This window comes from Actinomycetospora flava (assembly GCF_037400335.1).
GTDB classification, from domain to species: Bacteria; Actinomycetota; Actinomycetes; order Mycobacteriales; family Pseudonocardiaceae; genus Actinomycetospora; species Actinomycetospora flava.
This window is the reverse complement of record NZ_JBBEGM010000003.1, coordinates 252617-266285: the sequence shown is the minus strand read 5'-3', so window position 1 is coordinate 266285 and position 13669 is coordinate 252617. Positions and strand designations below refer to the sequence as shown.

Below are 13669 nucleotides of genomic sequence, written 5' to 3'. Positions count from 1 at the left end.
GCCGGTCCAGCTCCGCTCCGCTTCGTGTCCTGAGGAGGTCATCGACCCCGTCGCTCGCGGTTGCGCGGCCCCACCGGCGGCCCGGTGCGCGGGGCGTTGGACACGGCCTGCGGACGCCGCTGCTGCTGGGCCGCGTCGTAGCGGCCGTAGGCGTCGATGATGTCGGCGACGAGCCGGTGGCGCACGACGTCCTGGCTGGTCAGTTCGGCGAACTCGACGTCGTCGACACCGTCGAGGATGTCGCGGACCACCCGGAGGCCGGACGTCGATCCACCCGGCAGGTCGACCTGGGTGACGTCACCGGTGACGACCATCTTCGAGTTGAAGCCCAGACGGGTGAGGAACATCTTCATCTGTTCCGGCGTCGTGTTCTGGGCCTCGTCGAGGATGATGAAGGCGTCGTTCAACGACCGACCCCTCATGTAGGCCAGAGGGGCTATCTCGATAGTTCCTGCGGCCATGAGCTTTGGTACGGATTCCGCATCAAGCATGTCGTGCAGCGCGTCGTACAGCGGCCGCAGGTACGGGTCGATCTTCTCCGAGAGCGTGCCGGGCAGGAAGCCGAGCCGCTCGCCCGCCTCGACCGCCGGACGGGTCAGGATGATCCGGTTGACCTGCTTGGCCTGGAGCGCCTGGACCGCCTTCGCCATCGCCAGGTAGGTCTTGCCGGTGCCCGCCGGGCCGATGCCGAAGACGATGGTGTTGACGTCGATGGCGTCGACGTAGCGCTTCTGGTTGAGCGTCTTGGGCCGGACGGTGCGCCCGCGGCGGGAGACGATGTCGAGGCTCAGCACCTCGGCGGGCGACGTGGAGCCGCCGCCCTCCACGCCGTCGTCGATGTCGTCCTGCAGCATCCGCACCGAGCGCCGCACGGCGTCGGGGTCGATCTGCTGGCCGCGGCTGGCCAGCACGACCAGCTCGGCGAACACCCGCTCCGCGAACGCCACGTCGGCGGGCTCGCCGGACAGGGTGAGCTCGTTGCCGCGGACGTGGACGTCGGCGGCCAGCAGGCTCTCGGCCTCGCGCAGGTTCTCGTCGCGCTTGCCCAGGAGTGCGAGCAGCGCCGCCTCGGGCACCACGATCCGGGAGGTTCCGTCACCGGTCACGTGCTGAACTGTCCTGCTTCCTGCTCGCCGTCGGTCCTTCACATCGATCCTAGCGCTCTCACAGCAGCCCCTCGACCTCCTGCCGCACCGCGGTCCAGGCCGGCAGGGCGGGGTCGATGACCGCGAAGTGGTCGGCGCCGGGCAGGACGCGCAGGCGCGCGTCGCCGCGGGCGGCGGTCGCGGCGGCCACGTAGCGCTGGGACTGGTCCAGCGGCACGACGGTGTCGGCGTCGCCGTGCACGCAGACGACGGGCGCCGGCGCGGGGACGAGCGCGGCGGGCGAGGCCAGCGCGTAGCGGTCGGCGACGGCCTCCGGGGGCCCGCCGAGCAGGTCGACGACGGCCCCGCCGCCGAGCCCCGCGGCGGCCCCGGCGACGAGGTCGAGCACCCCGGCCTGGCTCACCGTGCCGACCGGGGTGACCCGCGGGTCGGCGCCGGGCCGGCCGGGGTCCAGACGCTCGCGACTCGCGGCCCACCCGACGAGCTGGCCGCCCGCGGAGTGCCCGAGGAACACGACGCGGTCGAGGTCGAGGCGCCCGTCGGCGGCCTTCTGGACCGCGTCGGGCAGGAGGTCGATGGCGGCCGCGACGTCGGTGAACGTCGCCGGCCAGCCCCCGCCCGCCCCGACGCGGCGGTACTCCACGTTCCACGCCGCGATGCCGCGGTTGGTGAGGTCGACGGCGAGCGGCGTCCCCAGCTCGAGCCCGTACGCGGCGCGCCAGTAGCCGCCGTGCACCACGACCACCACCGGGACGCGCTGCGCGCCGGGCGGGAGGTGCAGCACCCCGTACTGCGCGGGGTCGGGGCCGTAGGGCAGCGAGCGCGGCGCCGGGGTCCCGGGCTGCGTCGGCGGGACGGTGGCGCTGCCGCCGGGGACGGACGTCGGGACACGGCCGCACGCCGCCAGGGCCGTCAGTGCCCCGAGTCCCGCGACACCCCCCAGCAGCGATCGGCGCGCCACCGTCACCCCCATCGCCCGGTCCGGGCGCCGAGCACCCCGAGCGCCACCGCGGCCGCACTCGAGGTCCGCAGCACACCCGGGCCCATCCGCACCTCGCGCGCACCGGCGCCGGCGAGCAGGGCGCGCTCGTCGTCGGTCACCCCGCCCTCGGGGCCGACGACGAGCACCAGCTCGCCGCGCTCGGGCAGCACGACGTCGGCGAGCGACTCGTCCGCGGTGGCCTCGAGCACCAGCACGGCGTCGGCGTCGCGGGCGGCGAGGTCGCGGGTGGTGGCCGGCGGCGCGACGTCGGGCACCCGGGCCCGGCGCGCCTGCTTGGCCGCCTCGCGCGCCGTGGTCCGCCAGCGCGCGAGCGCCTTCTCGCCGCGCACGCCGTCGTCCCAGCGCGCCACGCAGCGCTCGGCGCGCCACGGCAGGATCGCGTCGACCCCCGCCTCGGTGGCCAGCTCGACGGCGAGCTCCGCGCGGTCGCCCTTGACCAGGGCCTGCGCGAGCGTGATGCGCAGCGGCGGCTCGTCCTCCGCGCGCCGTTCGAGCACCGACGTCGTCACCCGGCTCTTCTCGACCCCGGTGACCTTCGCCCGCGCCCGCGTGCCCGCGCCGTCGCCGATCAGCACGACCTCGCCGGCGCGTACCCGGCGCACGTCGGCGGCGTGCCGGCCCTCGGCGCCCTCGAGCACGACCTCGCCGCTCGCGGGCACCGCGTCGACCCAGAACAGCGCCGGCCGCGACCACTCCGTCATGTCAGCCTGGCGGCCACGCTGACGTTGAAGGTCAGGAAATCCCCCCGCTCGCTGCTGCGAGCTCACCGCGAGATCACCGCGTGCGACCGCCCGAGCGCCGGCGTCCGAACAGCCCATTGCGGTGCGCGAGGTCCGGGCGCTCCTCGCCGCGCAGCTCGGCGAGCTCGCGGAGGAGCTCGGTCTGGCGCGTGTCGAGGCGGTCCGGCACCTGGACGTCGAGGTGGACGAGCAGGTCGCCACGTCCGTCGGTGCGCCCCGTCGAGCGCAGGCGGGGCATGCCGCGCCCGCGCAGGGTCAGCGTGGTGTTCGGCTGCGTGCCCGCCTCGATGGTCAGCTCCTCCTCGCCCTCGAGGGTGCGCTGCGGGAGCGTCGTGCCCAGCGCGGCCGCGGTCATCGGCAGGCTGACGTGGCAGTGCAGGTCGACGCCGTCGCGGGTGAAGTACTCGTGGCGCTCCTCGGAGACCTCGATGTAGAGGTCGCCGGCGGGCCCGCCGCCCGGGCCGACCTCGCCCTGGCTGGCCATCCGGATGCGCATGCCGTCGCCGACGCCGGCGGGCACCTGCACGGTGACGGTGCGCCGGGAGCGCACGCGCCCGTCGCCGCCGCACTGCGCGCACGGGCTGGGGATGATCTCCCCGGTGCCGCGGCAGACCGGGCAGGCGCGCGCGGTGACGACCTGGCCGATGAACGAGCGCTGCACGTTCTGGATCTCGCCGCGACCGTCGCAGGTGTCGCAGGTCTCGGTGCGCGTGCCCGGCTCGGCGCCGCCGCCGTGGCACTTCTCGCAGAGCACGGCGGTGTCGACGGTGAGGTCGCGCGCGACGCCCGTCGAGCACTCCTCGAGGGTGAGGTCGATGCGGATGAGCGCGTCCTCACCCGGCTGCACGCGGCTGCGCGGGCCGCGCCCGCCGGTGGCCCCCGCGGCGCCGAAGAACGCGTCCATGATGTCGCCGAGGCCGCCGAAGCCGGCCGCGGAGAAGCCGCCGGCCCCGCCGCCCCCGCCGCCGCGGGTCTCGAGCGGGTCGCCGCCGAGGTCGACGATGCGCCGCTTCTGCGGGTCGGTCAGGACCTCGTACGCGTTCTTGACGTCCTGGAACCGCGCCTGGGTCTCGGCGTCCGGGTTGACGTCGGGGTGCAGCTCACGGGCGAGCTTGCGGTAGGCCCGCTTGATCTCGCCGTCGTCCGCGTCCCGGGAGACACCCAGGATTCCGTAGTAGTCCTTCGCCACGCTGGTCCTCGTCCGTCCTGTTCATCCGAGCCGGCGCCCGCCGATGGGGGCGCTCAGCGTCCCCCGACGATCTCACCGACGTAGCGCGCCACCGCACGCACCGCCGCGATCGCGCTGGGGTAGTCCATCCGCGTCGGTCCCACGACGCCCATGCCGCCCAGAGCGGTCGTTCCCTGCCCGAGAGACGATAAGGTTCCGTACCCGATCGACACCGTGGAGGCACTCCACAGGTCCTCGGACTCGTTCTCCTCGCCGATCCGCACCGTCACCGTCTCCGGGTCGCTCGCGGACGTCAGCAGGCGCAGGACCACCACCTGCTCCTCCAGCGCCTCCAGCATGCCCCGCAGCGCCGTGGCGTCGGTGCCCGCCCGGGTGAGGTTGGCGGTGCCGCCGAGCACCAGGCGCTCCTCCGGACGCTCCAGCAGCGCCTCCAGCAGCACCGCGGCCACGCTGAGCAGCGGCGAGCGCAGGCCGGCCGGGGCGTCGTCGGGCAGCTCGGACATCCGCTGGGACGCCGTCGCCAGCGGCTGCCCGACCAGCGCGTTGTTGAGCAGCGCGCGCAGCCGCGACACGTCGTCCTCGTCGAGGACGTCGCCGAGGTCGACCACCCGCTGGTCGACCCGGCCGGTGTCGGTGATCAGCACGAGCATCAGCCGCGCCGGGGTGAGCCGCACCACCTCGAGGTGGCGCACCGTCGAGCGCGTCAGCGTCGGGTACTGGATGACCGCGACCTGGCGCGTGAGCTGCGCGAGCAGCCGCACGCTGCGCTTGAGGACGTCGTCGAGGTCGACCGCGCCCTCGAGGAACGTGGTGATCGCCCGCCGTTCCGCGGGCGAGAGCGGCTTGACCTGGTGCAACCGGTCGACGAAGAGGCGGTAGCCCTTGTCGGTGGGGACGCGCCCGGCGCTGGTGTGGGGCTGGGCGATGTAGCCGTCCTCCTCGAGCGCCGCCATGTCGTTGCGCACGGTGGCGCTGGAGACACCGAGGTTGTGGCGCTCGACGAGCGCCTTCGAACCGACCGGCTCGTTGGTGGCGACGAAGTCCGCGACGATCGCGCGCAGGACGGCGACGCGGCGCTCCTCGGCGTTCACCGCGCCCACCTCCCCGTCGCGCCACCAGTCCGTCGGGCCCGACCCTCCATGGTAGGCGAGGCGGGCCCCGGCGTCCGGGACGGCCGTGGAGTCAGGACCGCCCCGCGAGGATCCCTTCGAGGCTGCGCACGACGACACGGGCGACGTCGGTGCGGGAGCGGTCGGCGCGCGGGTCCTCGCCCGCGCGGCGCCAGCGGGCGAGGGCGTCGAGGGCGAGCCCGCGGACGTCGTCGGGACCCGCGTCGGACGTCACCCCGAGCCGCGCCGCGGCGTCGGGGCCGTCGCCGCCGAGCAGGCGGCGGGCCTCCTCGCTCCCGCCGCCGCGCGTGTGCAGGGCGACGAGCGCGTCCTGCTCGACGAACTCGTGCGCCCCGGTGAGCACCCGCTCCACGGCGGCCGCGAGCTCCTCCCCGCCCGCGCGGGGCGGGGCCGTCCGGAGCACGCGCTCGACCGCCCCGAGCGCCGCGCGGGCCCGGAAGACGTCGCCGTGCGCGACGAGCTGGGTGCCGACGACGGCGCGCAGCTCCTCCAGCCCGCTGCGCCGGACGAGCTCGGCGGCCAGGCTCGCGGAGTCGCCCGCACCGCGCCGGACCAGCGTCGTCGCGAGGCGCAGCCCGTGGACACCGAAGCGGTCGAGCAGCGCGCGCCGGGCGCGGCGGTCCATCGGCGCGACCGCGTCGGGCAGGCGGGCGTCGAGGAACCGGTCGGCGGAGAGCAGCAGGTCCTCGACGTCCTCCCGCGCGCCCGCGGCGAGGTCGCGGACGGCGGCGAACTCGGCCGCGCGCAGGGTGCGGGCGGTCTCGGCGAGCAGGCCCGCGACGGGCACCACCGTGCGGCAGTGCCGGCGCAGACCCGGCTCGGCGCGGTACCGACGGGCGACCTGCGCGGCGGTCACGAGGGCGTCGAGACGCCCGCCGCCGATCTCGTCGGCGCGCGAGAGGACCGCGACCGTGCCGGCCGGCCCGATGCCGCGCGCCGCCTGCTCGCCGACCGTCTCGGCGAAGGCGACGTCCGCGTCGTGCAGGTGACGCACCAGGTGCAGGACGACGTCGGCGCCGTCGCCGGGGACCGCCGTGGGGTCGTCGGCCGCCCCGAGGAAGGCCCGCGCCCGGCCCGCGACGCCGGGACGGGTGGAGTCGGCGCCCGGGGTGTCGATGAGGTTGACCGCGCGCAGGCTCGCGGAGGGCCAGTCGACCCGCAGGGCGCGCGCCCGCTCGACGCCCGTGGCCCCGAGGTCGATCACCAGGGCGCCGCGCCGGTGCACCACGGGCAGGTCCTCGGGCGGGGTGCCGTCGCGGTGCTCGACGACGACGCGTGCGCTCGGCGCGTCGCGGTAGGTCGTGACCACGCGGGTGCACTCGGCGGTGCCGGTCGGCGCGATCTGCTCGCCGACCAGCGCGTTGAGCAGCGTCGACTTGCCCGCCTTGAGCGTCCCGGCCAGGGCCACGCGCAGCGGGCCGTCGAGGCGCTCGCGGTGGGCCTGCAGCACGGCCACGGCCGCCGGGTCGCCGGCGTGGACGGCGAGGGCGCGGTCGAGGACCGCGCGGGTGCGGTCGGCGAGGGCGCTCACGCGCGGCACCGGGCGACGAGGTCGTCGAGGCGCGCCAGCACGGCGCGCACCTCGGCGGTGCGGCGGCGGCGGACCGCCGCGTCGAGGTCCCGCGCGCCCGTGGCCGCCGTGACGGCCGCCGCGGCGCCCCGCGCGACCTCATCGGCCCGCGCGGTGAAGTGGTCGCGCAGCGTCCGCTGCACCTCGCGGAGCATGTCCTTGGTGTGCTTGCCGACGACGAACTGCACCTCGTCGGCGTGCTGGCGCACCACCCGGCGCGCGTCGAGGCGACGGCGCCGCAGGGCCCGGCGGCGCTCGTCGCGCAGGGTCCGCCCGCCGAGCAGCACCCCGGCGCCGACCGAGAACGGGTTGATCAGCGCCATCCCCGACAGCGTCGTCACCAGCCCGACCATGAGCACGCCGCCGTACGACCCGCGCAGCCCGACGAGCAGGCCCTGGGTGAACGCCATCGTGTCGAGGTCGGGCGTCCCGAGCTCCGGGAGGGCGGCGAGCTCGGCGGTGAACCGGCCGGCCGGTACCGGGGCGCGGTCGGGCTCGGAGCCGGGGTCGGTGAAGTGCGCCGCCACCCGCTCGGCGAGCCACCAGGTCCGCTCCCCCGCCCACAGGTAGGTGGTGGCGACGGCCCGGCCGATCTCCTCGGCGAGCCAGGGGTCGAACTGGTCCCAGACCTGCGCGGGGTCGACGTCCTCGAGCGTCTCCTCGGCGGACCGCACGACGTGCCGGACACGGTCGCGGAGGTCCCACTCGACGTCGGCGGAGAGGTCGGCGACGCCGTCGGCGAGCGTCTGCTGCCAGCGCGCCGAACGTTCCTTCGTCGCGGCGGCCCGGGCGCTCGCGGCCGCCAGGGCCTCGTCGAGCTCGCGGGCCCGCGCCGGTCCCTCGAGCGCGGCGAGCTCCACCGTCGGCGCCGCGCGCAGGTCGTCGAGCACGTCGGCGACGTGCCGGTGCACCGCCCGCTCCGCACGGCGCCCGCCGGGTTCGACGACGCGTCCGCGGAGCAGGTCGCGGAGCGCCGGCAGTCCGGAGGCGGTCTCCAGCTCGGCGTCGTCCCGGGTGCGCGCGTGGCGGGCGAGCTCGGCCGACACCCCGACCACCTCGACCGCCAGGCCGTGCTCGGCGAGCAGGGCGGCGTCGAGGTCGCGCACCTCGCGCCAGGCGGGGTGCAGGTCGATGCGGGTGAGCGCGACGACGACGGTCGCGACGTGCGCCGCCGCGGCGCGGAGCAGCTCGACCTCGCCGGCCGCCAGCTCCCGCGACGCGTCGCTGACCAGCAGCACCGCGTCCGCCGCGGGCAGCTCGGCGAGCACCGCCGCCGCCGGGGTGCCGCCGGGACCGCCCGCGCCCGGGGTGTCGATCAGCGTGAGCCCCTCGGCGAGCAGCGGGACCGCCCGCCCGACCTCGGCCTGCACCCACCCCGTGTCATCGCCGCGCCCCGTCACCGCCCCGGCGAGGCGGGCGGCCGTGGCGTCCTCGCGCCCCTGCGGGCCCACCAGCACCGTGTACGGCTCGTCGGCGTGCGCGACGACGGTGGGCAGGGCGGTCGCGACGTCGGGGTGCGCGGGGCAGACGTCGACGCCGACCAGCGCGTCCACGAGGCTGCTCTTGCCCTGCTTGTAGTCGCCGACGACGAGGACCCGGGCGCCCGGGTCGAGCAGGCGGCCGCCGTCGCGCGCGAGCGAGGCGGCGACGTCGTCGCGATCGAGGTCGCGGGCGAGCGCCACCGCCGCGTCGAGCACCGCGGCGGCCTCCTGCCGGGCGGTGACCGGCGCGCGCTCCGTGGTCGTTGTCATGGACTCCCCCGTCGTCGACGGACGGTGCCCGGGTCCACCGGGCACCGTCCGTCACCGAACAGCCAGCCGATACTACTGTGTGTCACAGGACCCGATCAGGGCACGAGGTCCACGTCGATGTCGACGTCGTCGTTGTCGTCGTTGTCCTCGATGTCGACGTCGTCGTTGTCCTCGGTCACGTCGTTGTCCTCCGTGACGTCGTTGTCCTCCGTCACGTCGTTGTCCTCCGCCACGTCGTTGTCCTCGGTGACGCTGTTGTCGACGTCGTTGTCCTCCGTCACGTCGTTGTCCTCCGTCACGTCGTTGTCCTCGGTGACGCTGTTGTCGACGTCGTTGTCCTCCGTCACGTCGTTGTCCTCGGTGACGTCGTTGTCCTCCGTCGTGTCGTTGTCCTCGGTGACGCTGTTGTCGACGTCGTTGTCCTCCGTCACGTCGTTGTCCTCGGTGACGTCGTTGTCCTCCGTCGTGTTGCCGGAGTCCGTGATCGTCACGTCGTTGTCCTCGGTGACGTCGTTGTCCTCGGTCGTGTTGCCCGAGTCGGAGATCGTGACGTCGTCGTCGCTGGTCAGGTCGCCGTCGCCACCCTCGACGAGCACGTCCCCCTCGCCCGCGGTGGCGACGGTGCCGCCCGCCGCGTCGCCGCCGATCGAGACCGCGCCGCCGACCCCGGCCCCGAGCCCGCCGCCGACCGCCGTGCCGTCCCCGAGCACCGCGGTGCCGTCGTCGACGACCTGGTTCCCGTCGCCGACGATCGCGCCGGCACCGGTGACCACCGTGCCGTCGAGGTCGTCGCCGACCGCGACCGCGCCGGCCCCCGAGGCGACCGTCGGGCTCAGGTCGAAGTCCTGGATCACGTCCCCGCCGGCCCAGATGTTCTGGTCGATGATCTGGTTGAGCACGGTGTCGTGGCTGTCGAAGTGGTAGGTCGTCGTCGCGACCGACAGGTGGGCGATCACGCGGTCGATCTCGGTGACCCCCGGCGCGACGGGCCCGGGGCCCCCGGGTCCACCGGGACCCCCCGGCCCACCCGGTCCCCCGGCGCCGCCGCCCCCGCCTCCGGCCCAGCCGCCCGGACCGGACCAGTCGTCGTCCCAGGCGCTCACGGCACGGTCGGCGCCGCCCGGGCCACCCCAGCCACCCGACCCGCCCGATCCACCCGGGCCGTCGAGCGCCCCGGCCCGGACGTCCTCGTCGTAGCGGGCGGCGATCGCGGCCGGCGCGTGGTCCATGACCAGCGGCACCGCGTCCCGGACGTCGTCGAACGTGAGGTCGTCGAGGCCCGCGGCCTGCAGGGCGCAGGGCGGGTCGGCCAGGAACTCGGCCCGCGCCACGGGGTCGCGGAAGAGGTCGAGGAGGAACTGCAGGAGCGTCTTCGCTTCGGTCGCGGGCATCGGGCACCTCCGTCGTGAGGCCGGAACGGTCGTCCGGTGGCGACGAAAGTTAGGGAGACGGGAGCCCCCGAGGCAGCGGGGATCGGCCCGCATCCGGCGCCGGGGGACCCGGGGAAATCCCCCGGGGGCTCGATGAGAGCAACGGGGGTCCGGACGTGCGACCCCGATGTCCACCCCCCGTGTGGGCTAAGTGGACTAGGTGTTAGCCCGTTTGCCGCTTAACCTCGCCGTCGAGCACGTTCGGTACATCGGTATCGAGCGCTCAGTGACTGGGGTGGGGGGCGGCCATGACGTACGACCTGGGCATCGACCTCGGCACGACCTACACGGCGGCGGCGGTCCTGCGCGGCGGCGGCGCGCACCCGGAGACGGTGGCGCTGGGGAGCCGGCTCGCGGTGGTCCCGTCGGTCGTCTACCGCGGCGAGGACGGGACGGTGCTCGTCGGCGAGAGCGCCGAGCGCCGCGCCGGCGAGGAGCCCGACCGCGTGGTGCGCGAGGTCAAGCGCCGCCTCGGCGACGACGTCCCGCCGGTGGTCGGCGGCGTGCCCTGGCCCGCCGAGGACGTCGCGGCCGCGATCGTGGCCTGGGTGCTCGACCGCGTCGCCGAGCGCGAGGGCGGGCCGGCGCGGCGGGTGGTGGTCACCCACCCCGCGACCTGGGGCGACTTCCGCTGCACCCGGCTGCGCGCCGCCCTCGCCGGCGTCGCCGACGTGCAGCTGCTCGCCGAGCCGCACGCCGCCGTCCTGGGGCACGCGGCGCTGCGCCGCCCGGTCACCGTCGGCGCCGGGGACGCCGCGGGGGTCACGACCGCCGTCTACGACCTGGGCGGCGGCACCTTCGACGCCGCCGTGGCCCGGCGCGCCCCGGACGGCACCGTCACGCTGCTCGGGAGCCCCCGCGGCCTCGACCGCGTCGGCGGCATCGACTTCGACGAGGCCGTCCTCGCTCACGTGCGCGCGGAGGTTGCCGACGCCCTCGCCGACCTCGACCCCGGCGACGCCGAGAGCTGGCAGGCCCTGCACCGCCTGCGCCGCGACTGCGTCGAGGCCAAGGAGGCGCTCTCCGCCGACACCGAGGTGACGGTCCCGGTCGTCCTCCCGACCGGCCACCGCGCCGTGCGCCTGGGCCGGGCCGACTTCGAGGCCCGCGTCCGCCCCACGGTCGCGGCGACCGTCGACGAGTTCCTCGCGACCCTCGCCGACGCGGGCGTCTCCCCCGGCGAGCTCGACCACGTCCTGCTCGCGGGCGGGTCGTCGACGATCCCGCTGGTCGCGCGCCTGCTCACCGAGGCCCTCGGGCGGCCCGTGTCGGCCGACGCGGATCCGCTGACCGTGGTGGCGCTCGGCGCGGCGGTCGCGGCGCGGGGGGACGACGCCCCGGCCGCCGTGTCCGCGCCCGAGCGGCCGCCCTCGACGGTCGCCGGCCTGTTCGACGCGGCGCCCGAGGACGAACCCGCGCCCTCCCGGCGCGGCCGGCGGGCCCTCGTCGCGTCCGGGGTGCTCGCGGCGGTCGTCGCGATCGCGGTCGCGGTGCCGCTGCCGCTCGACGACGCCGTCGGCGAGTCGGTCCGCGGCGCCCTCCACGACGCGTTCGGCACCCCGGCGGCGGAGCTCACCGTGCCGCCGGCCGCCGAGGCCCCCGCCACCGTCGTCGCCCGCCCACTCGGCGCGGCGACGCCCCTCGGCCCCGCGGACCCCGCTCTGCCCAGCGGGGGTCCCGTCTCGGGCCCCGGCCCGGTGCCGCCCCCCGGCACCGGGCCGGTCGGGGGCGCGGTGGCGCCCTCGCCGGCCGCTGCTGCCGCCGCCCCGGCGGCCGCGGCCCCGGCGGCCGCTGTCCCGGCGGCCACCCCGCCCGCGTCGCGCGCCGCCGCCCCGGCCGAGCCGGTCACGGTGGCCGCCACCCCGGCCTCTGCGACCGGGGAACCGGCGCCCGTGGAGGAGGAGCCGCCGGCCGAGGAGCCGACCCCGGAGCCGAGCCCGGAGCCGACGGCCGAGCCGGACCCGCCGGTCGAGGAGACGCGCAGCGTGGAGGAGCCGTCCGAGACTCCATCCTCGGACGCGCCCTCCTCGGACGCCCCGGCCGACGCCCCGGCCGACGCCCCGGCCGACGAGGAGACGACGTGACCGCGATCCACACGGCCCCGCCGCCCGCGGAGGGGACCTCCTCTGGCGAGACAGCGGAGGACGCGGCCCGGGCGGGGGACCTCGACACCGCCCTGCGCGCCGCCGACGCCGCGCTGCGCGACCGCTGCGACCCCGATGCGCAGCTGCGCGCGGCGGCGGTCCTCGCGGCGGTCCTCCCCCACCGCGGGCTGCTCGCCCGCGGCGCCGACCTGCACCGATGGCTGGCCCGGCGGCGCGGCGGGAGCGCGCCGGACGCCGTCGTCGCGCTGCTCGGGGTCGGGGCGCTCGAGGAGGCCACGGCGGCCGCGGAGCCCGCCGACGACGACGCCCCGGGCCTGGCCGACGCCGCCGACGCGCTGACCGCGCGGGGCGCGCTGGCGTCGGTCACCGGCGACTCGTCGGCGGCGCTGTCGCTGCTCACCCGCGCGGCGGCGGCGCTGGCGGTGTGCGACCGGCCCGCCGTCCGCGGCGACACCCCGGCCTCGCTCGGCGCGCTCGTCGCCCTGCACCGCGGCGAGCCCGAGCTGGCCGGGCCGCTGCTCGACCGCGCGCTCGCCCTCGACCTCGGCGGGCCCGCGCACCGTCGCCGTCACCTGCTCCTGCGCGCCTGGTGTGCGCTCGCGGCCGGGGACGGGGCGGCGGCGCGCACACTGCGGGCGCGTGCCGGTGAGGCCGGCTCCGCGGTGGTCGAGCCGCGCGACGAGCTCGTCGCCGTGGCCCTCGACGTCGCGCTCGCCCGGCGCGCCGGGGACGTCCGCGCTCTGATGGACCTGTGGGCGCGGGCGCGCGAGGCGCTCGTGCGTCACCCCGTCGACCTCTACGTGCTGCTGCCCGTCGGCGAGCTCGCGCTGGCCGCGGCGCGTCTGGGCGAGCAGGGCTGGGTGGAGCCGCATCTCGACGAGGGCGCGGCCCTGCTCGCGACGCTCGGTGAGCCGGCGCTGTGGAGCACGCCGTGGCACTGGTACGGGCTGCAGTACGCGATCGCGACCGAGCAGCCGGCGCTCGCCGAGCAGCACGCCCAGGCCTTGGCCGCGGCGGCGCACGCCGCCCACTCCGCCGTCGCGCCGGCCCGCGCCGCGTCCGCGTGGCTGCGCGTGCTGGCCGGGGACGTCGACCCCGAGGAGGTCACGGCGGCCGCGACCGGCCTGCGCGCCGCGGGCCTGGGGTGGGACGGGTCGCGGCTCGCCGGCGAGGCGGCGCTGCGCACCACCGACCGGCGCGCGATCTCGGCGTTGCTGGCGTGCGCCCGGGACCTGCACCCCGGTGCGTCCGACGCCGAGGTGCCGGCGCCCCGCGAGCCCGGCGTCGTGCTCACCGACCGGGAGCGCGAGGTCGCGGCGCTCGTCGTCGAGGGCCTGACGTACAAGGAGATCGGCGCGCGCCTGTTCCTCTCGGCCAAGACCGTCGAGCACCACGTCGCCCGCCTGCGCCAACGCCTCGGGTCGGCGAGCCGCAGCGAACTGTTCGGGGATCTGCGCGCGGCGCTGGGGCGGTAGCGGCCGCGAGGAGCACGCTGCGCATGATCAGCAACCCTGCGCCCTGTGGAACGTGCCGCTCGCGCTGTCCGGGCGGCCCCGGCCGACGAGCGCCGGGCCAGGGCGGAGATCACGGGCGCCGTCATCCACCGCTGTTCGGGCGCCCGGTGCGTGAGGGCGCTCCTGATCAC

At 76.8% G+C, this 13669-nt stretch carries 10 protein-coding genes; 2 read left to right on the top strand and 8 right to left on the bottom strand.

Annotated features, from left to right (window positions below; translation table 11 throughout):
• Window positions 1-38: 38 nt before the first annotated feature.
• The 8 genes from WCD58_RS10810 to WCD58_RS10775 all read right to left on the bottom strand — a co-directional run bounded on the left by WCD58_RS10810 (window position 39) and on the right by WCD58_RS10775 (window position 9880).
• Window positions 39-1106, bottom strand: coding sequence for a PhoH family protein (locus WCD58_RS10810; RefSeq protein ID WP_337702532.1), 1068 nt, complete (start codon window positions 1104-1106; stop codon window positions 39-41).
• A 58-nt stretch (window positions 1107-1164) separates the two neighbouring features.
• Window positions 1165-2067, bottom strand: coding sequence for an alpha/beta hydrolase (locus WCD58_RS10805; protein WP_337702530.1), 903 nt, complete (start codon window positions 2065-2067; stop codon window positions 1165-1167).
• A gap of 2 nt (window positions 2068-2069) precedes the next feature.
• Window positions 2070-2810: a 16S rRNA (uracil(1498)-N(3))-methyltransferase gene (locus tag WCD58_RS10800; protein WP_337702528.1), complete on the bottom strand. Its 741-nt coding sequence runs from the start codon at window positions 2808-2810 to the stop codon at window positions 2070-2072.
• 73 nt (window positions 2811-2883) lie between these two features.
• Window positions 2884-4038, bottom strand: a complete 1155-nt coding sequence (gene dnaJ, locus WCD58_RS10795; RefSeq protein ID WP_337702526.1) for a molecular chaperone DnaJ — start codon at window positions 4036-4038, stop codon at window positions 2884-2886.
• Between the two features lie 53 nt (window positions 4039-4091).
• The gene (hrcA, locus tag WCD58_RS10790) at window positions 4092-5129 is read right to left on the bottom strand and encodes a heat-inducible transcriptional repressor HrcA (protein WP_337702524.1); all 1038 of its coding nucleotides are present in this window, start codon (window positions 5127-5129) and stop codon (window positions 4092-4094) included.
• Between the two features lie 91 nt (window positions 5130-5220).
• A complete protein-coding gene (locus WCD58_RS10785) occupies window positions 5221-6699 on the bottom strand; it encodes a dynamin family protein (RefSeq protein WP_337702522.1) in 1479 nt (492 codons plus the stop codon).
• Window positions 6696-8489, bottom strand: coding sequence for a dynamin family protein (locus WCD58_RS10780; protein ID WP_337702520.1), 1794 nt, complete (start codon window positions 8487-8489; stop codon window positions 6696-6698). The genes WCD58_RS10785 and WCD58_RS10780 overlap by 4 nt, the downstream gene beginning before the upstream one ends.
• Window positions 8490-8584: 95 nt before the next feature.
• Window positions 8585-9880: an IniB N-terminal domain-containing protein gene (locus WCD58_RS10775; protein WP_337702518.1), complete on the bottom strand. Its 1296-nt coding sequence runs from the start codon at window positions 9878-9880 to the stop codon at window positions 8585-8587.
• Window positions 9881-10167: 287 nt separating this feature from the next.
• Here WCD58_RS10775 and WCD58_RS10770 point away from each other — a divergent pair, with 287 nt between their 5' ends.
• Together WCD58_RS10770 and WCD58_RS10765 are read left to right on the top strand one after the other, a co-directional pair.
• Complete coding sequence (locus WCD58_RS10770) at window positions 10168-12003, top strand: Hsp70 family protein (protein ID WP_337702516.1); 1836 nt, start codon at window positions 10168-10170, stop codon at window positions 12001-12003.
• Window positions 12000-13499 (top strand): LuxR C-terminal-related transcriptional regulator, encoded by a 1500-nt coding sequence (locus tag WCD58_RS10765; protein WP_337702514.1) that lies wholly within the window; start codon window positions 12000-12002, stop codon window positions 13497-13499. Before WCD58_RS10770 ends, WCD58_RS10765 begins: the two co-directional genes overlap by 4 nt.
• Window positions 13500-13669 lie beyond the last annotated feature (170 nt).

What these genes read in the sequence shown, in the direction of transcription:
- WCD58_RS10770 (WP_337702516.1), top strand. Translation starts at nt 10,168, where the DNA reads ATGACGTACGACCTGGGCATCGACCTCGGCACGACCTACACGGCGGCG.
- WCD58_RS10780 (WP_337702520.1), bottom strand. Translation starts at nt 8,489, where the DNA reads ATGACAACGACCACGGAGCGCGCGCCGGTCACCGCCCGGCAGGAGGCC.
- WCD58_RS10800 (WP_337702528.1), bottom strand. Translation starts at nt 2,810, where the DNA reads ATGACGGAGTGGTCGCGGCCGGCGCTGTTCTGGGTCGACGCGGTGCCC.
- WCD58_RS10775 (WP_337702518.1), bottom strand. Translation starts at nt 9,880, where the DNA reads ATGCCCGCGACCGAAGCGAAGACGCTCCTGCAGTTCCTCCTCGACCTC.